The 16248-nt window shown below is 75.0% G+C and carries 18 protein-coding genes; 7 read left to right on the top strand and 11 right to left on the bottom strand.

Annotated elements, in window-relative coordinates:
* The gene (locus tag ACZ6TV_RS07685) at positions 1-732 is read left to right on the top strand and encodes an ATP-binding protein (RefSeq protein ID WP_465296365.1); all 732 of its coding nucleotides are present in this window, start codon (positions 1-3) and stop codon (positions 730-732) included.
* 64 nt (positions 733-796) lie between these two features.
* Here ACZ6TV_RS07685 and ACZ6TV_RS07680 read toward each other — a convergent pair whose 3' ends face one another.
* The 3 genes from ACZ6TV_RS07680 to ACZ6TV_RS07670 all read right to left on the bottom strand — a co-directional run bounded on the left by ACZ6TV_RS07680 (position 797) and on the right by ACZ6TV_RS07670 (position 3781).
* The gene (locus ACZ6TV_RS07680; protein WP_465296364.1) at positions 797-1927 is read right to left on the bottom strand and encodes a SigB/SigF/SigG family RNA polymerase sigma factor; all 1131 of its coding nucleotides are present in this window, start codon (positions 1925-1927) and stop codon (positions 797-799) included.
* A 168-nt stretch (positions 1928-2095) separates the two neighbouring features.
* Positions 2096-3043 carry a quinone oxidoreductase family protein gene (locus ACZ6TV_RS07675; protein WP_465296363.1) on the bottom strand — a complete coding sequence of 316 codons (948 nt, stop codon included), beginning with the start codon at positions 3041-3043 and terminating at the stop codon, positions 2096-2098.
* A 9-nt stretch (positions 3044-3052) separates the two neighbouring features.
* A complete protein-coding gene (locus ACZ6TV_RS07670; protein ID WP_465296362.1) occupies positions 3053-3781 on the bottom strand; it encodes a GNAT family N-acetyltransferase in 729 nt (242 codons plus the stop codon).
* Positions 3782-3902: 121 nt separating this feature from the next.
* On the opposite strand from ACZ6TV_RS07670, the gene ACZ6TV_RS07665 reads away from it, so the two are divergent.
* Complete coding sequence (locus ACZ6TV_RS07665; RefSeq protein WP_465296361.1) at positions 3903-4118, top strand: hypothetical protein; 216 nt, start codon at positions 3903-3905, stop codon at positions 4116-4118.
* Positions 4119-4121: 3 nt separating this feature from the next.
* On the opposite strand, the gene ACZ6TV_RS07660 is transcribed toward ACZ6TV_RS07665, so the two are convergent.
* Together ACZ6TV_RS07660 and sigJ are read right to left on the bottom strand one after the other, a co-directional pair.
* A complete protein-coding gene (locus ACZ6TV_RS07660) occupies positions 4122-4568 on the bottom strand; it encodes a hypothetical protein (protein ID WP_465296360.1) in 447 nt (148 codons plus the stop codon).
* A 16-nt stretch (positions 4569-4584) separates the two neighbouring features.
* Positions 4585-5439: an RNA polymerase sigma factor SigJ gene (gene sigJ / locus ACZ6TV_RS07655; protein WP_465296359.1), complete on the bottom strand. Its 855-nt coding sequence runs from the start codon at positions 5437-5439 to the stop codon at positions 4585-4587.
* A gap of 34 nt (positions 5440-5473) precedes the next feature.
* Here sigJ and ACZ6TV_RS07650 point away from each other — a divergent pair, with 34 nt between their 5' ends.
* Entirely contained in the window at positions 5474-6658 is a 1185-nt protein-coding gene (locus ACZ6TV_RS07650) for an FAD-dependent oxidoreductase (protein ID WP_465296358.1), read from the top strand.
* On the opposite strand, the gene ACZ6TV_RS07645 is transcribed toward ACZ6TV_RS07650, so the two are convergent.
* Both ACZ6TV_RS07645 and ACZ6TV_RS07640 read right to left on the bottom strand, forming a co-directional pair.
* Complete coding sequence (locus ACZ6TV_RS07645; protein WP_465296357.1) at positions 6646-7494, bottom strand: alpha/beta fold hydrolase; 849 nt, start codon at positions 7492-7494, stop codon at positions 6646-6648. The two genes, ACZ6TV_RS07650 and ACZ6TV_RS07645, sit on opposite strands and share 13 nt — an antisense overlap.
* Before the next feature lie 23 nt (positions 7495-7517).
* The gene (locus tag ACZ6TV_RS07640; protein ID WP_465296590.1) at positions 7518-7901 is read right to left on the bottom strand and encodes a VOC family protein; all 384 of its coding nucleotides are present in this window, start codon (positions 7899-7901) and stop codon (positions 7518-7520) included.
* 60 nt (positions 7902-7961) lie between these two features.
* Between ACZ6TV_RS07640 and ACZ6TV_RS07635 the strand changes: the two genes are divergently transcribed.
* The 4 genes from ACZ6TV_RS07635 (at position 7962) to ACZ6TV_RS07620 (ending at position 10781) form a co-directional block, all read left to right on the top strand.
* Positions 7962-8636 (top strand): TetR/AcrR family transcriptional regulator, encoded by a 675-nt coding sequence (locus ACZ6TV_RS07635; RefSeq protein ID WP_465296356.1) that lies wholly within the window; start codon positions 7962-7964, stop codon positions 8634-8636.
* A 90-nt stretch (positions 8637-8726) separates the two neighbouring features.
* Complete coding sequence (locus ACZ6TV_RS07630; RefSeq protein ID WP_465296355.1) at positions 8727-9053, top strand: YciI family protein; 327 nt, start codon at positions 8727-8729, stop codon at positions 9051-9053.
* Positions 9050-10324 carry an RNA polymerase sigma factor gene (locus tag ACZ6TV_RS07625; protein ID WP_465296354.1) on the top strand — a complete coding sequence of 425 codons (1275 nt, stop codon included), beginning with the start codon at positions 9050-9052 and terminating at the stop codon, positions 10322-10324. The genes ACZ6TV_RS07630 and ACZ6TV_RS07625 overlap by 4 nt, the downstream gene beginning before the upstream one ends.
* Before the next feature lie 91 nt (positions 10325-10415).
* Positions 10416-10781 carry an integrase gene (locus ACZ6TV_RS07620; protein WP_465296353.1) on the top strand — a complete coding sequence of 122 codons (366 nt, stop codon included), beginning with the start codon at positions 10416-10418 and terminating at the stop codon, positions 10779-10781.
* 19 nt (positions 10782-10800) lie between these two features.
* On the opposite strand, the gene ACZ6TV_RS07615 is transcribed toward ACZ6TV_RS07620, so the two are convergent.
* The 4 genes from ACZ6TV_RS07615 to ACZ6TV_RS07600 form a co-directional block, all read right to left on the bottom strand.
* A complete protein-coding gene (locus tag ACZ6TV_RS07615) occupies positions 10801-11850 on the bottom strand; it encodes a glucose 1-dehydrogenase (RefSeq protein WP_465296352.1) in 1050 nt (349 codons plus the stop codon).
* 89 nt (positions 11851-11939) lie between these two features.
* Positions 11940-12665 carry an ABC transporter permease gene (locus tag ACZ6TV_RS07610; RefSeq protein ID WP_465296351.1) on the bottom strand — a complete coding sequence of 242 codons (726 nt, stop codon included), beginning with the start codon at positions 12663-12665 and terminating at the stop codon, positions 11940-11942.
* Positions 12666-12675: 10 nt separating this feature from the next.
* Positions 12676-13254 carry an ATP-binding cassette domain-containing protein gene (locus ACZ6TV_RS07605; RefSeq protein WP_465296350.1) on the bottom strand — a complete coding sequence of 193 codons (579 nt, stop codon included), beginning with the start codon at positions 13252-13254 and terminating at the stop codon, positions 12676-12678.
* 71 nt (positions 13255-13325) lie between these two features.
* The gene (locus ACZ6TV_RS07600; protein ID WP_465296349.1) at positions 13326-16190 is read right to left on the bottom strand and encodes an AfsR/SARP family transcriptional regulator; all 2865 of its coding nucleotides are present in this window, start codon (positions 16188-16190) and stop codon (positions 13326-13328) included.
* Positions 16191-16248 lie beyond the last annotated feature (58 nt).

Raw genomic sequence — 16248 nt, 5'->3', positions numbered from 1 at the left:
GTGCCGACCGCCGCTCTCCGCTGCGAGGTCGAGTCCGCGCCGCCGCTCGCGCACGTGACGGTCATGGGCAGGATCGACCCGCACACCACCCCACAGCTGCGGGGTGGTGTGCTGGCGGCGCTGGCGGCCGAGCCGGAGGCGGTGCTCATCGACCTGGCCGGGGTCACCGGCACCGAGCCGATCGCGCTCACCGCGCTGCTGTCGCTGGCCCGGGCCGCCGCGGCGTGGCCGGGCGCCGACCTGACGCTGCACTCGGCGCCGCCGCCGCTCTGGCGGGAGCTCGACGACCTGGCGATCGGCCGGCAGGTGCCGATCGTCGCGGACCGGAGCGCGGCCGAGGTCCTCGCCGGTCGGCGGCGCAGCCCCGCGCGGGTGCGGTGGGACGTCACCGGCGGGCCGGACTGCCTCGCCGAGGCGCGGGCGGTGGTCCGCGAGCTCTGCGCGCGGCACGGGCTCGGCGGGCTCGCCGACCCCGCCGAGGCGGTCGTCATGGAGCTGGTCGTCAACGCGCTCGTGCACGGCGCCGCCCCGCGGACCGCGTGGGCGTCGGTGCACCGCGGGCGGCTCCACCTCGCCGTGCGGGACGCGGCCCCGGCGCCGCCCCGGCTGGTCGTCGCCGGCGACACCCCCGGTGCGGGCGGTCGCGGCATGCTGATCGTCGAGGCGTTCACGACCGCGTGGGGCGCCATCCCGGCCCCCGGCGGCAAGATCGTGTGGTGCGCGCTCGGCTGACCGCCGTTCCCGGCGGCGCCGTCATCGGCGATCGCTGTTTCGGGCGCTGACCGCCGTTTCGGGGCTATTCGGAGAGTCTGCGGCGCAGGGTGGCCAGGGACTGGCGCAGCAGGCGCGACACGTGCATCTGCGACAGACCCACGCGCGCCGCGATCTGCGCCTGCGGGAGGTTGCCGTAGAAGCGCAGGCTCAGGATCTGCTGCTCGCGCCGCGGCAGCTGGGCCACCAGCACCCGCAGCGCCTGCCGGTGCTCCACCAGGTCGAAGGCCGGATCGTCGGCGCCGAGGACGTCCATCAGGGTCGTGTCGTGCTCGGCGCCGGCCCCGGGCAGGTCCAGCGACAGCGGCTGGTGCCCGTTGGCCGCGCCGAGCATCTCGACGATCTCGGCCCGGTCCACGCCCAGGTGCGCGGCGAGGTCTGCGGTCGTCGGCGTGCGCCCGAGCCGCTGGGTCAGCTCGTCGCGCACCTTGTTGACCGACAGCCGCAGCTCCTGCAGCCGCCGGGGCATCCGGATCCCCGTCGTGCGGTCCCGGAAGAAGCGTTTGATCTCACCGAGGACCGTCGGCGTCGCGTACGCGCCGAACTCGACCCCGTGCGTGGCGTCGAAGCCGTCGATGGCCTTGACCAGCCCCAGCGCCGCGACCTGGTCGACGTCGGCGGCCGGGTGACTGCCCCGGTTGTACCGGCGGGCCAGCCGGTGTGCGGTGGGCAGGCACAGCTCGATGACCGCGTCGCGCGTGCGCCGCCACTGCGGGTCGCCGGGGGCCAGCGCGTCCAGCCGCATCAGCAGTTCGGTCGTCCTCGCGGGCCATTCGCCGTGGCCGACCCGCATCGCGTCGAGGTCGACGACGTGTTTCTGCCGCTCGTGTACCGTCCAGCCCAGCTCACCGTAGGCGTCCAGCTGTTTGGCGACCCCGGTGACCTCCAGGGCCGACAGCACGGTGCCGGTCGCCCCGGCGAGCCGCAGGTCACCGCCGAGCTGTTCGGCGCGGCCGCGCAGGTACAGCAGCAGCTTGATCGACGCCGCGTCCATCAGCCGCAGTCCGGAGACCTCGACGACGATCCGGCACCGCTGCTCGTCGAGCAGTTCGAACACGACGTGCCGCAGATACGGGATCGACGCGAAGTCGAGGACCCCGCCGAGCTCGACGAGCTCCTCACCGGGTCCGGCCGACACGGCGATCGTCAGATCCACCGGGCCGCACCCATTGCCAAGGCCATGCCGGCTCCTCCCGCTGGTGGTGAAGCCTCCGTACCCCGCCCGCCCGCCGCGAACCGCCATTCACCGCGGCAATCCGCACGCCGGCATCGACAATTCGCCCATTACCCGTGCAAGTGGACCGAAACCGCGCCCTGGCTCCGGTCAAGGGATCAGGGCGACCTTGCCACCGGGGTGGCCGGTGCGGACGAGCTCGATCGCGGCGAGGGCCTCGGTGAGCGGGAACGTCCTGGCGACCGGGACGGTCAGCTGTCCGGCGGCGGCGAGGGACAGCAGCCGGGCGCGGACGCCGTCGCGGAAGGCGGCGCTGGCCGGCTGGGCGCCGCCGATCGCCGGGATGCCCGCCGCCCTGGACGCCGCCGAGGCGACGATCGTGACGGACCGGCCGTCCGGCACGGCGCGGGCGGAGGCGATGGCGTCGTCGGTGCCGACGGTGTCGATGACGGCCGCGATGCCCTGCGGCGCGGCGGCGGCGACGCGGTCCGCGAGGCCGGGACCGTGGGCGACCGGGACGGCGCCGAAGTCGCGCAGCAGCTGCAAGTTGTGCGGGCTCGCCGTGCCGATGACGGTGGCGCCGAGCAGGCGGGCCTGCTGCAGGACGCTGACGCCGACCGCACCGGACGCGCCGTGCACGAGGATCGTCTCGCCGGGCGCCACGCCGGTGACGTGCAGGGTCTCGGCGGCGGTCGTACCGGCGAGCAGCAGGTTCGCGGCGGCGGGAAAGCCGAGCGTCGCGGGCTTGGCGAAGACGTCCTTCGCGGGCACCGTCACCTGGGAGGCGTAGCCGCCGCTGATGCGGAACGCGACGACCTCGTCGCCGACTGAGCCGGCCACTGAGCCGGCCACTGAGCCGGCCGGCGCGTCCGGCGTGCCGGGGCCGACGGCGCTGATGACGCCGGCCACCTCGTAGCCGACCGGCAGCGGCAACGGCCGGTCGGGGCCGCGCTCGGCCTCGAGGTGCTTGTAGTCGGCCGGGTTGACGCCGGCGGCCCGCACGTCGATCGTCACCTCGCCCGGGCCGGGCGGCGGGACGTCGGTCTCGACCAGGACGAGCGGCCCGCCGAACTGCGGCGCGATCCATCTGACTGCCACCGCGGCACCCTACCCAGCGTCCGACGGACTACGCAGCACCGAGAACAGCACCTCGCGGCGCAGCTCGAAGCCCATCGACAGGTACAGGCCGATGGCGCCCGCGTTGTCGCGGGCCGCGTGCATGAAGGGGGTCTCGCCGCGGTCGCGGATGTTGTGCGCGACCGCGCGGACCAGGGTCGTCGCCAGGCCCTGACCGCGGTGCGCCGGGTCCGTGCAGACGGCGCTGATCTCCGTGAAGCCCGTGGGGTGCAGCCGTTCACCGGCCATCGCGACCAGCACCCCCGCCCGGCGCACGCCGAGGTAGGTGCCCAGCTCGTACGTGCGGGGCTCGAACGGACCGGGTCGCGTGCGGGACACGAGGTCCAGCATCTCCGGGACGTCCGCGGCGCCGAGCGTGAGCAGGCCCTCGCCGGGGCGCGACTGCAGCGCGCCGGTGGCGACGAGCTGGACGCCGGGCACGGCGACCTCGACCCGCCAGCCGTCCGGCGGGGTGAACGGGTCACCGGCCAGCATCGTGGTCCCGCCCGGTCCGGCGAGCGTGCCGAGGTCGGCCCAGACCCGCTCGTCCACGACGGGCGGCACGGCCATGATGGGCGAGACGTCGGCCGGGTACCGCAGCGCCCTGCCGGGGCCTTCCGCGAAGCGGGCGTGCGGGCCGGTGAGCGACGCCCACGCCGCCTGGTCCAGCGGATGGATGTCCGTCGACACCTGCGGGCGGCGATCCGGTGCGGTGCTCATGCGCGTCCTCTGCTCAGGGTGATCCGTCGGTCTGCTCTGCTGCCGTCGAAGGTGCGGGTCCACATCACCCTCATGGAACTAATCCTATCGCTTAAGTAGGAAAAGCGTTACGCTGCATCCTATGGCGCTTGCAGGAGAGCTCACGCATCGGTTCCTCGCCGGGCAGGCCGTCACCCGCGTCATGAACCGGGTGATCGGGGTCAGCCACCGGCTCGTCGGTTTCGGTCTCGCGCCGGCCGCCCTGGACCTGTACTGCCGGCCCGACTTCCACGACACCTCGACCTGGGCGGAGATGGCGCCTGAGCTGCGGCTCCGCGAGATCTCCCGGCAGGCCTGACCGTCACTCGCCGGCCCGGAACAGCACCGTCGCGTCGTCGTCCCACTCCCGGCGGGACTGCGCCGGTGCCAGCTCCACCCCGCCGCGGCCCTCCCGGGCGCCGAACTCCTCGCGGAGCGCGTCCAGCAGCGTGCGGGCCCGCGCCTCGACGGCGGCGGAGCCGTCCGGGTCGTCGAGGCTCACCCCGAGCACCAGCGCGCCTTCCCGCGTCACCGTGATGATCGAGCCGTAGTGGTCACGGGCCTTGAGGTAGAGCGAGAAGCCCTCCTCGGAATGATCACGGCGCAGGTCGGCGAGCGCGGCCCGGTCGGCGTCGTCCGCGGTCCCCTCCACGTACGCCCGCATGAAAGCGGACAGGCGGTCATCACCGGCCGCCACGTCGACATAGCGCTCGATGAAGCCCGTCAGCGTGCCGGGATCCACCTCCGGAACCCATACGTACACATCCATGCAGGGCGGCATGTGATCATGGTAGGCCGCGGCGCAGTTTGGTGGGGCTGACGACCAGGTTGAGTTCGGTGATCCGGCCCGCGTCGAGCTCGACGCCGATCACCCCGAGCAGGGTGCCGTCGAGTTCGAGGGCGAACCCTTCGCCGGAGGCGAGGCGCAGCGGGCGGGCGCGCACACCGGCGTACCGGCGGCCGAGGCCGGACAGCAGGGTCAGCACGCGGTCCGGGCCGTGCACCGGGACGCGGGCGGCGGTGACCTCCCCGCCGCCGTCGGAGCGCAGGACGACGCGCGGGTCGAGCAGCGGGATCAGGCCGGTGAGGTCGCCGTCGGCGGTGGCCTTGAGGAACGCTTCCATGACGCGGCGGTGTTCGGCGGCCGGGACGGGCGTGCGCGGCGGGGCCTCGGCGCGGACGCGGCGGCGGGCCCGGGACGCGAGCTGCCGGCACGCCGCGGGAGTGCGCCCGACGACGGTGGCGAGACGGTCGAAGTCCATGCCGAACACGTCGTGCAGCACGAGCGTCACCCGCTCGGCCGGTGACAGGCTCTCCATGACGAGCAGGACGGCGGTGCGCACCGACTCGCGCAGCGCGACCGTGTCGCCGAGGTCGGTGTCGTCGTAGCCCGCGAGGGGCTCGGGCAGCCACGTCCCGGCGTAGGTCTCGCGGCGCACCCTGGCCGACCGCAGCTGGTCGAGGCAGATCCGGGAGGTGACGGTGGTCAGCCACGCCCGTTCGTCGGTCAGGTCGTCGATGCCGCCGGTGTACCGCCGCAGCAGCGCCTCCTGGACGGCGTCCTCGGCGTCGGCGGCGCTGCCCAGCAGCCGGTACGCCACCGCGAACAGGTAGCGGCGGTGCTGCTCGCCCTCGTCCATGTCACATGATTGTGGCGTACCCCGTCTCCCCGTCATGCAGAGGATCACCGTGGTCGGCGGCGGGTTCGCCGGCCTTGTCGCCGCCATCACCTGCGCCGAGGCCGGGGCGTCCGTCACGCTCCTGGAGGCGCACCACACGCTGGGCGGGCGGGCCCGGGCCACCGCCGGGCCGTACGTCGCGCACGACGGCCCGCACGTGCTCTACCGCGACGGCCCGTGGTGGCGGTGGCTCGCCGCGCGCGGCCTGATCGGCGCGGCGACCGGGGTGCCGGTGCGGGGACTGGCCGGGTTCCGGTTCCGGCACGGCGGCCGGCTGCGCCGGACGCCACCGGCGGCGCTGCTGCCCGTCCTGGCCGGCCGGCGCCGCAGCGCCCCCGTCGACGTCGACTTCCGCACCTGGATCGCCGGCCGGCACGGGGACGCGGCGGCGTCGGCCGCGTCGAACCTGATGGGCGTGGCGACGTTCGACGCCGATCCCGGCCGGCTCTCCGCGGCGTTCGTGTGGCCCCGGCTGCTGCGCGTGTTCGCGCCGAGGCCGCCCGCGCGGTACGTCAGCGGCGGCTGGAACGGGCTCGTCGACCGGCTGGCCGCCCACGCCCGCGCGGCCGGCGTGGCGATCGAGACCGGTGCCCGCGTGACCGAGCTGCCACCCCCGCCGGTGATCGTCGCGACGTCCCTCGACGCGGCCGGCCGCCTGCTGGGCACCGTCCTGCCGCACGTGGAGAGCGGCAGGACGGTGCTCCTGGACGTCGCGGTCCACGCCCGGCGGGGCGACGCGTTCGTCGTGTCGGACCTGGACGGGGCGGGGTGGCTGGAGCGGTACTCGCTGCCGGACCCGGCCCTGGCCCCGCCGGGTGAGTCCCTGGTGCAGGCCCAGCTGCCGCTGCGCCCGTCGGAGGGCAAGGCGGCCGGCCTCGCCCGCCTGTCGGTGCTGACCGACGCGGCGCTGCCGGGCTGGCGCGACCGGACCACCTGGCGCCGCGACGGCGTCGCCAACCGCCGCACCGGCGCTCTGGACCTCCCCGGCCAGACCTGGCGCGACCGGCCGGCGATCGCCCGCGGCGGCGACGTCTACCTCGCCGGCGACATGGTCGCCGCCCCGGGCCTGCTCAGCGAGGTCTCCTTCCACAGCGCGACCACCGCCGCGACCGCCGCTCTGCGGAGCCGGGTCCACCGGCCCGGTGGACCCGGCGTCACCGCGCCGGCTCAGGCCGGCTGAGCCGGCGCCGGCGACCGGACGAAGCCGGCGACCAGACGGGCGAGTCCGGCCGGGTCCGTCAGCGGCACCAGGTGGTTGGTGCCGGCGACGGTCGCGACCGCCGCGCCCGGGATCCGGCCGGCGAGGTGGGCGACGAGACGGTGGGTCGGCGGCGGGCTGGTGCCGCCCTGGACCAGCAGGACGGGCGGGTGCCGCAGGGCCGCCGGGTCGAACGTCCACGCGTTGATGGCCGCGGACTCCTCGGTGAACAGGTACCGGCAGCGGCGCACCGCGTCCTCGACCACGTCGGCACCGAGCGTCCCGGTCATGACGCCGCGGTGGTCCGGCCCGCACACCAGGGTCATGAACGTGTCGAACGCCGTGGTGAGGTCGTCACGGGCGAGGGCCTCCCCCACCGCGCCGAAGACGGGGCCGAACCGGGCGGCCAGCAGGTCGTGGTCGGCCGGGTCGGCGAGCGCGGCGACCAGCGGAGGCTCGACGAGGGTGAGCGTCCGGACCAGGTCCGGGTGCGCGGCGGCGAGCTGCAGCGCGAAGGCGCAGCCCGACGAGTGCGCGACCACGTGGGCTGGCCCGGCGCCGAGGTGGCGCAGCAGCGCGGCGGCGTGCTCGCCGTGGTCGGCGACGCTGAGCCCGTCCGGCGCCGGCGCGTCGGTGTACCCGGCGCGGACCAGCCGGATCACCCGGTGTCCCCGCAGCGCCGGCTCGGCCGCGAGGGGGGTCATCCAGTCGGCGAGCCCGCCGCCGTGCATCAGCAGCATGGCGTCGCCGCCGGAGGGGTCGGAGTCGGTGTAGGACAGTTCGACGGTGCCGGTGTTCCACCGGAGCATCCCGGTCATCGCAATCTTCTCCTGATCATGGGTTAGTCGGCGTAGAGGCGGATCTCGACGCCGTCGGGGTCGTGCAGGCCGACGAGCACGGAGCCGCCGTGGTGGCCGGTCACGACGCCGCCGTGCGGCTGGCCGAGCCCGTCGAGCCGCTCGCGCCAGGCCTGGACGCCCTCGCGCGTGGGCACCGCGAGGGCGATGAGGTCGAACCCGGCGACCGCCCGGGCCCGCGCCGGGTCGTGGCGCAGGGCCAGCCGCACGGTGCCGCCGGCGTCGCTGAGCGCCAGGCCCATGACGACGCCGTCCTCGGTGAACTCGATGTCCACGTGCATGCCGAGGACGTTCGTGTACCAGTCGCGGCTGCGGTCCAGCTCCGAGACGGGCAGTTTGACGTGGTGAACGCCGGACAGGTCGGGCATCACGGGCGACCCCTTTCGCTAGAAGCGCTTCTAGTGAGTGACTAGAGTAGACTCTAGCGAATGACCGACCCTGTCAAGCGAGCGCCGAAAAGCGACAGCGGCCCCCGGCTCACCCGGGCCGAGCAGGCGCGCGCCACCCGCCGCCGGATCGTGACCGCGGCCGCCGAGCAGTTCGTCGCCCACGGCTACGGGGCGGCCCTGCTCGACCAGGTCGCCGAGCAGGCCGGCGTCGCCGTGCAGACCGTCTACTTCCACTTCGGCAACAAGCGCACCCTGCTCAAGCACGTCATGGACGTCGCCGCGGTCGGCGACGACGAGCCCGTGCCGGTGCTCGAGCGCCCGTGGTTCCAGCAGGTCCAGCGGGAGCCCGACCCGCGGCGGATCATCGAGCTGTGGGTGGCCAACGGCCGCCAGATCCTGCACCGGGTGGCCCCGCTGATGCGGGTGGTGCGCGGCGCCGTCGGCACCGACCCGGAGCTGGCCGCGCAGTGGGAGACCAACCAGCAGCAGACCCGCACCGCCTATGCCATGCTCGCCCAGCTGCTCGCCGACCGCGACGCGCTCCGGCCGGGGATGGACGTCGGGCAGGCCCGCGACATCGCCTTCACGATCACCAACGTGGAGAGCTACCTGCAGTTCACCGACGTCTGCGGGTGGACGCCGCAGCAGTGGCAGGAGCGGACCGCCGCCATCCTCGCGGACTGCCTGCTGACCCGGGCGCCGGAAAAAGGTTGAGCGGGGCTGTCGGATCGGGGCCGGCGTGTTCGTTGCAGGAGTGAGCGCCGCCCGCGAGGGGCGCGCCGCAGCACAGGAGATGATCGAACGATGCAGTATCTGGTTTCCGTGATCTTCGAGGCCGACGACACCCTGGCCACGCCGGAGGAGATGGCCGCCATCGACGTGTTCAACGAGCGCGTCACCGCCGAGGGCCACTGGGTCTTCGCCGGTGGCCTCGCGGCGCCCACCGCGGCGACCGTCGTGGACAACCGGGGCGGCGAGGCGCTCTTCACCGACGGGCCGTTCGTGGAGGCGAAGGAGTACCTCGCCGGCTTCTGGGTCTTCGAGGCGCCCGACCTCGACGTGGCGCTCAAGCTCGCCGCCGACGGGTCGAAGGCCTGCAACCGCAAGGTCGAGGTGCGCCCGTTCCTGTGAGCGCCACGGACGTAGGGGCCGCGATCACCAGGGCCCACCACGAGGAGTGGGCACGGGTGGTCGCCGCCCTCACCAGACGCTTCGGCGACCTCGACGTCGCCGAGGAGGCGGCCGCCGAGGCGTTCGCGACGGCCGTCGAGCGGTGGCCCGCCGACGGCGTGCCGCCGAACGCCGGCGCCTGGCTCACCACCACCGCGAACCGCAAGGCCATCGACCGGCTGCGGCGCGAGAGCAAGCGCGACGAGAAGCACAAGGAGGCCCAGATGCTCCTCGACGACGACCCGCCCGAGCCCACCGGCCCCATCGACGACGAGCGCCTCCGCCTGATCTTCACCTGCTGCCACCCCGCGCTGGCGATGGAGACCCGCGTGGCGCTGACCCTGCGCATGGTCGGCGGTCTCACCGTGCCCGAGATCGCCCGGTCCTTCCTGGTCCAGGAGACCGCCATGGGCCAGCGGATCACCCGGGCCAAGTCCAAGATCAAGGCGGCCCGCATCCCGTACCGCGTGCCGTCCGCCGACGACCTCCCGGCCCGCGTCAGCGGCGTCCTCGCCGTCCTCTTCCTCATCTTCAACGAGGGATACCTGGCCACCGGCCCCGACACCGACCCGGTCCGCCCCGGCCTGACCGCCGAGGCGATCCGCCTCGGCCGCCTGATCCGCGCCCTCCTGCCCCGCGACGGCGAGGTGGCCGGGCTGCTGGCGCTGATGCTCCTCATCGACGCCCGCCGCACCGCCCGCGTCTCGGCGACCGGCGAGCTGGTCACCCTCGCCGAGCAGGACCGCGGCGCCTGGGACGCCGCGCTCATCGCCGAGGGGCACCGCCTGGTCCGCGAACGTCTCGCGGCCGGGGAGGCACCGGGCCGCTACCAGATCCTCGCCGCGATCAACGCCGTGCACACCTCCGCCCGCGACGTCCGCGACACCGACTGGTCACAGGTCGTCGCCCTGTACGACCAGCTCGTCCACCTCGACGCCTCGCCGATCGTCGCCCTGAACCGGGCGATCGCGGTCGCCGAGCTCGACGGCCCGGAGGTCGCCCTGGCCGCAGTCGACCGCCTCGGCGACAGGCTGGCCGGCTACCACGCCTACCACGCGACCCGCGCCGACCTCCTGCGCCGCCTCGGCCTCGGCGGGCAGTCCCGCCTGGCGTACGACCAGGCGATCGCCCTGGCCGGCAACACCGCCGAGACCGCCTACCTCACCCGCCGCCGCGACCAGCTGGGACAGGAGCCGGGCCAGCCGCACCACACGGCGGGGAGCCAGCCGTGACCGGCCCGGCGGCGGCCCGCACCGGTGCGGCGGCGCGGCCGCGCCACGCACAGGGACGGCAGGCGACGGCAACCGGCGGGACCACGGGCCGGTGAAGCCGAGACTGCGCAAGCTCCACCTCGACGACCGGGAGTACGTCTGGAAGGCCGACGTGCGGGTCGCGGCCGGACCCGACGGCCGGCGGCGCCGCTGCGTCCGCATCCGGGTCTGGGGCGGCGGCAAGAACGGCTGCGTCCTGCAGGCCGACGTGACCGGCCGGCCGCAGTCGCCCCCGGCCGGGTCGTATCCGTATCCGGAGGCCGCCGACGTCCGCGCGATCGTCGAGCACGGCCTGCGGGCCGGCTGGACGCCGGAGGCGCGCGGCGGCACGTTCCAGGTCACGTCCGCCGCCGGCGTCCCGCTGCCCGCTCTCGTCCTGACCGACCTGCTCTGGACCGCCGAACAGCGGCGGCCGTGACCGCCGCCGGACTGTCGCGTCACTGGAGGTCGAGGACGACCTTGATGTCGTCGGGGCGGGACTCGAGGGCGTCCGCGAACCGCGCCAGCGGGACGCGGCGGGTGATGAGCCGGGCGAGCCAGGCGGGGTCCGCGGCGAGGAGGGCGTCGGCGGCCGCGGCGTAGTGGGACAGGTTGGCGTTGACGGAGCCGACGACGGCGTCGTTCTCCAGGACGATCTCGCGGTTGACGGCGCCGAGGTCGACCGAGACCTTCCGGCCGACCGGGGAGACGCCGGTGAGGCAGACGATGCCGTAGGCGGCGGTGCCGGCCATCGCCTCGAATACGACGCTGGACACGCCGGTGGCCTCGATGATGACGTCCGGTTTCGCGCTGGCGGCCACGTCGGTGACGCTGCTGCTGTGGTACCGCGCGCCGAGCGCCTCGGCGGCGTCCTTCTTCGGGCCGGACGTGACCCTGTCCAGGACGTGGACCTCCAGGCCGCGTTGCACGCCCAGCATCGCGGCGAGCAGGCCGATGGGTCCGGCGCCGGTGACGAGGGCCCGGCGCGGGTCGAACCAGGACCGGGCGCCCACCTTCTCGACCTGCTCCCAGGCCTTCGCGACGACGGTGGTGGGCTCCATCAGTACACCTGCCGCATCCAGACGGGCGTCCAGCTTCACGGCATAGTCGGTCTCGACGGTCCACAGCCCGCTGCCGTAGCCGTCGAGGTGCTTGATGCCACGCTCGGTGTATCGACCGTTGCGGCACATGTCGAACGCGCCGTGCGCGCAGGCGCCGCACGGGACCGGGTCGGGGCGGCGGACCACGCCGACGACCAGGTCGCCGGGGGTGAAGCCGCTGCCGGCGGGGGCCTGCCGGACCCGGCCGAGCGACTCGTGGCCGAGGACGAGCCGGTCGCTGCCCGGGGGCGCCCAGCCGTAGTCACCGGCGGCGATCTCCCGGTCGGTGCCGCAGACGCCCAGCGCCACGCCCTCGACGAGGAGCTCGCCCGCGCCGGGCGCGGGGTCGGGCAGCTCACGGATCGCGGCAGAGCGGGCCTTACCGGGTTCGACGGTCAGCGCGCGCATCGAGACACCTCCACGAGACGGGGCTACCCGTTCACGCCGGAACGGTAACAGCGCGGGGCGGCGCCGGCGGCCGTCCGGCCGGCCCGCGGTCAGCGCCGCGGGCGCCGGCGCCAGTGGTGGACGGCGAGGACGAGGGCGGCCTCGGCGGCCCAGGCGGCGAGGATCCAGGCGGCGTGGCGGGTGTCGGCACGGCCGTCGACGGCGCCGCGGCCGACCTCGCCGAGCCAGTACGTCGGCAGGGCCTTGGCCAGGTCGACGAGCCAGGCGGGGAACAGCACGACCGGGACGAGCAGGCCGCCGAGCAGCGCGCCGACGGTGAGGACGCCGCTGGTGACGCGGGGCTGGTCACCGGCGCCGGCGAGCTGGCCGAGGACGAGGCCGAGCAGCGCGAAGGGCAGCGTGGCGAGCCAGATGCCGGCGACGATCCGGGTCCACGCGCCGGCGGTGAGGTCGACCTGGTCGATGAACCGGCCGAGGAGGCACACGACCGCGATCGGGGTGGCGGAGACGAGCATCGCGGTCATCGCCTTCGTGGCCAGGTACGCCGCCGGGGTCAGCGGGGTCAGCCGGAGCTGCCGCTGCCAGCCGCGTTCCGCCGCGATCCGCGAGGTCGGGACGGTCGCGGCGACGTAGGCGCCGAACGCGGCGAGCGTCGGCACGAGGTAGGCGGCGTACGGCAGGCCGCTGGACGGCACCCGGTCCGGCAGGACGGCCCGGTAGCCGAGGTACAGCGCGGCGGGCAGGGCGACGGCGAGCAGCAGGTAGCGCCGGTCGCGCAGGGCCCGCCGGCTGTCCAGCACGAGATATCCGAGCATGGCGGTCTCCTCAGCGGGTCCGGGCCGCGACGGCGGCGGGCAGCTCGACCAGCCGGTCGCAGAAGCCGTCGGCGAGGGAGCGGGTGGCGAACAGCACGGTCGTGCCGCGCCGGGTGAGGCCACGCAGCGACGCCCAGAACATCCGGCGGGCGGCGGGGTCCATCGCGGAGGTCGGCTCGTCCAGCACGACGAGGTCCGGGGCGCCGGCGAGGGCGACCGCGTAGCGGACCTGCTGCCGCTGGCTGGGGGTGAGGGTGGCGCAGCGGCGCCGGGCGAGGTCCGCGACGCCGGCCAGGGTCAGCGCCTCGGTCACCGGCCGCGCGGTGCGGTGCAGCGCCGCGATCATCCCGAGGGTCTCGGTCACGGTGCAGTCGTCGAGCAGGGTGCCGTGCTGGAGCATCGCGCCGACCCGGCCGGCGCGGACCGCGGCGCGCGGCGGACCGCCGAAGACCGACACCTCGCCCGGTTCGGCGGGCGTCAGGCCGAGCACGAGGTCGACGACGGCGGACTTCCCGGCGCCGGCCGGGCCGACCAGCGCGGTGACCTGACAAGCGGGCACGGTCAGCCCGCGAACGCGGATGGGGTACACGGCGATCTCCTCGATTCGTCCTGCTGTCCTTCGATGCTGCGGCAGCGGGTTATCGAGGTGACATCGACGGCTTATCCGGGTCCCAGCGCGGTCAGCAGCGCCCGGGCCTGCGCCTCCAGCCGGGGCGCGCGGACGGTCTGGAACAGGTCCAGGGCGTGCCGCAGCTCGGCGGCGGCGCGGGCCGGGTCGCCGCCCGCGGACGCCAGCTCGCCGAGCGCCATCGACACGCGGGCCTCGACGATGCGCTCCCCCGCCTCGCGGGCCAGCCGCCGCGCGTCCCGCAGCGCGGCCGCGGCGCCGGTCAGGTCGCCGTCGCGCAGCCGGGCGGTGCCGATGCCGAGCAGCGCGTACGCCTCACCGACCGGGTCGCTGAGCTCGCGCACGACGGTGAGGGTCTGCTCGAAGACATACGCGGCGGCCCGCGGCTCACCGGCCCGCAGGTGCAGGTCGCCGAGCCGGTGCAGGACCTGCGCCTCGACCCGGCGGCTGCCGGCCCGGCGGGTGTCCTCCAGGGCCTCCGGCAGGATCGCGCGGGCCGCCTCGATGTCGCCGAGCTCCAGCCTGATGTGGGCCAGGCCGTGCAGCACGTACGCGGCGGCGGCCGGGTCACCGGCCGCACGGAACGTGGCCAGCGCCTGCTCGTAGCCCTCGATGGCCTCGGGATACCTGCCCTGGATCCGGTCGACGAACGCTTTGTGCCCGACGACCAGCGCGACCCCCTGGGCGTCGCCGACCTGGTCGAACTGCTCCCGCGACTCGGCGAGGATCTCGACCGCCTCGTCGAAGTGCTGCTCGAACATGCGCAGCGAGCCGATCGAGTACCGCATCGTCGCCTGCCCCCGCACGTCGCCGGCCTCGACGGCCGCGGCGAGGGCGATCCGGTGCGTCTCGCGCCAGTCGCCGAGGTAGTTGCGGGCCTCGAACAGCGTGACCGCGGTCATCGCGATGCCCCAGCTGTGCTCGACGAGACCCGCCCGGGCCGCCTGCCGCACGGCCGCCACGATCACGGGTCGTTCGCGTTCGAACCACGGCAGCGGCGGGCCGATCCGCTCCTGCACCGGGTACAGCGACGCGGGCGACCGCAGCCGCAGGAAGTCACCGCCGTACATGGCGGTGTGCGCGGCGCCGGCGAGGTGCAGCAGCGCGCCCAGGTAGCGCTCCAGCGCCGGGCCCGCCTCGCCGTCGAGGAGGTGCTCGCGGGCGAAGACCCGGATCAGGTCGTGCAGCCGGTAGCGGGCCGCCTCGCCGCGGGCGCCGCCGGTCTCCACCAGCTGCGCGTCGGCGAGCTCGTCGAGGAGATCCTGCGCGTCGGGCAGCGGCATGTCCAGCAGCGCGGCCGCCGCCCAGCCCGACAGGTGCGGCACCTCCGGAACGGTGAGCAGGCGCAGCAGCCGCTGGGCGTCGGGGTCGAGGTGGTCGTAGGTGAGGGCGATGCTGGCCCGCACGCCCATCCCGCTGTGCTTGAGCTCGTCGAGCCGCCGCGCCTCGACGGCGAGCCGCCGCAGCAGCTGGTCGACGCTCCAATGTGGACGGGCGGCGAGCCGCGCGCCGGCGATCCGCAGCGCGAGCGGCAGGTGCCCGCACAGCTCGGCGAGCTCCGCGGTCGAGTCGGACTCGGCCTCGATCCGGTCGGCGCCGACGACCTGGGACAGCAGCTGCACCGAATGCGCGGCGTCGAACACGTCGATGTCGACGTGCACCGCCCCGGGCAGGCCCGCGAGGCGTCCCCGGCTGGTGACCATGACCGCCGAGCGGGACGTGCCCGGCACCAGCGGCCGGACCTGGCTCTCGCTGCTGGCGTTGTCGAGCACGACGAGCATCCGCCGGTTGGACAGCAACGCCCGGTAGCGCTCCGCGCACTCGTCGAGGGTCGTCGGGATCTGCGGGCCCGGCACCCCGAGCGCCCGCAGGAACCGCTCGAGGACCTGGATCGCGCTGACCTGGTCGCTGTGCCGGCCGTGCAGGTCGGCGAAGAGCTGGCCGTCGGGGTAGCGGGCGGCGAGGCGGTGCGCGGCGTGCACCGCGAGGGTCGTCTTGCCGACGCCGGGCTTGCCGGGCATCACCACCACGGGCACCGCGTAGCGGGACGGGGCCTGGGTCAGCTGCCGCTCGATCGCGTCGAGCTGGATGCTGCGGCCGGTGAAGTCGGCGATGTCGGTGGGCAGCAGGTGCGGCGCCGGCGCGGCGGTGACGGTCTCCGGCGGGGCGAGCCCCGGGTCGTCGGTGAGGATCGCGTGCTCCAGGCGGCGCAGCTCCTCCCCGGGCTCGAGGCCGAGCTCGTCGGCGAAGTGCCGCCGGGCGGCCCGGTAGGCGTCCAGGGCCTCGGGGGCGCGGCCCGACCGGTGCAACGCGAGCATCAGCTGCCCGCGCAGCCTCGTGCGCAACGGCTGCTCCGCGACCAGCGCGGTGAGCTCGTCGACCAGCTCGCGGTGCCGGCCGAGCCCGAGCTCCAGCTCGACGCACTCCTCGACCGCCGTGCAGCGCCGCTCGGTGAGCCGCGCCGCCGCGGACCGCAGCATCCGGCTGTCGAGACCGTCGAATGCGGGTCCGCGCCACAGCGCCGCGGCCTCCCGGTAGCGCGCGACGGCGTCCTCCGGGCGGCTCTGCTGCCGGGCCTGCCGCAGCGCCTCCTCGAAGTGGTGCAGGTCGAGGTCGCCGGCGTCCAGACGGTATCCCTGAGCTTCGGTCACGATCGCGTCGGGGTGACCGTGCGTAGCGAACAGACGCCGCAGCGCTGACACGCAGATCTGCACCTGCACCCGCGCGGTCGACGGCGGGTCCTCGCCGTAGAGGGCCTCGACGAGCCGGTCGAGGCGGACGGGCCGGCCGGCGTCCAGGGCGAGCGCGGCCAGGACCGTGCGCTGCCGCTGGCTGCCGAGGTCGAGACGCTCGCCGCCGGCCATGACCTCGAGCGGGCCCAGGACCAGGAACCGCACCGACCACCCCCGATGAATCGGGTCAACCGTACCGGAGCCGGCGACCGGCAGCGGTAAC

The sequence above is a fragment of the Dactylosporangium sp. NPDC051087 genome (assembly GCF_055586325.1).
Note: the sequence above shows the minus strand (reverse complement) of the source record. Positions and strands in the feature narration are given on the sequence as shown.

Bases quoted from the DNA above. Each gene is read 5' to 3' on its own strand.
- ACZ6TV_RS07670 (WP_465296362.1), bottom strand. From the start codon at position 3,781: ATGAGCACCGCACCGGATCGCCGCCCGCAGGTGTCGACGGACATCCAT.
- ACZ6TV_RS07665 (WP_465296361.1), top strand. From the start codon at position 3,903: ATGGCGCTTGCAGGAGAGCTCACGCATCGGTTCCTCGCCGGGCAGGCC.
- ACZ6TV_RS07660 (WP_465296360.1), bottom strand. From the start codon at position 4,568: ATGGATGTGTACGTATGGGTTCCGGAGGTGGATCCCGGCACGCTGACG.
- sigJ (WP_465296359.1), bottom strand. From the start codon at position 5,439: ATGGACGAGGGCGAGCAGCACCGCCGCTACCTGTTCGCGGTGGCGTAC.
- ACZ6TV_RS07650 (WP_465296358.1), top strand. From the start codon at position 5,474: ATGCAGAGGATCACCGTGGTCGGCGGCGGGTTCGCCGGCCTTGTCGCC.
- ACZ6TV_RS07645 (WP_465296357.1), bottom strand. From the start codon at position 7,494: ATGACCGGGATGCTCCGGTGGAACACCGGCACCGTCGAACTGTCCTAC.
- ACZ6TV_RS07640 (WP_465296590.1), bottom strand. From the start codon at position 7,901: ATGCCCGACCTGTCCGGCGTTCACCACGTCAAACTGCCCGTCTCGGAG.
- ACZ6TV_RS07635 (WP_465296356.1), top strand. From the start codon at position 7,962: ATGACCGACCCTGTCAAGCGAGCGCCGAAAAGCGACAGCGGCCCCCGG.
- ACZ6TV_RS07630 (WP_465296355.1), top strand. From the start codon at position 8,727: ATGCAGTATCTGGTTTCCGTGATCTTCGAGGCCGACGACACCCTGGCC.
- ACZ6TV_RS07615 (WP_465296352.1), bottom strand. From the start codon at position 11,850: ATGCGCGCGCTGACCGTCGAACCCGGTAAGGCCCGCTCTGCCGCGATC.
- ACZ6TV_RS07610 (WP_465296351.1), bottom strand. From the start codon at position 12,665: ATGCTCGGATATCTCGTGCTGGACAGCCGGCGGGCCCTGCGCGACCGG.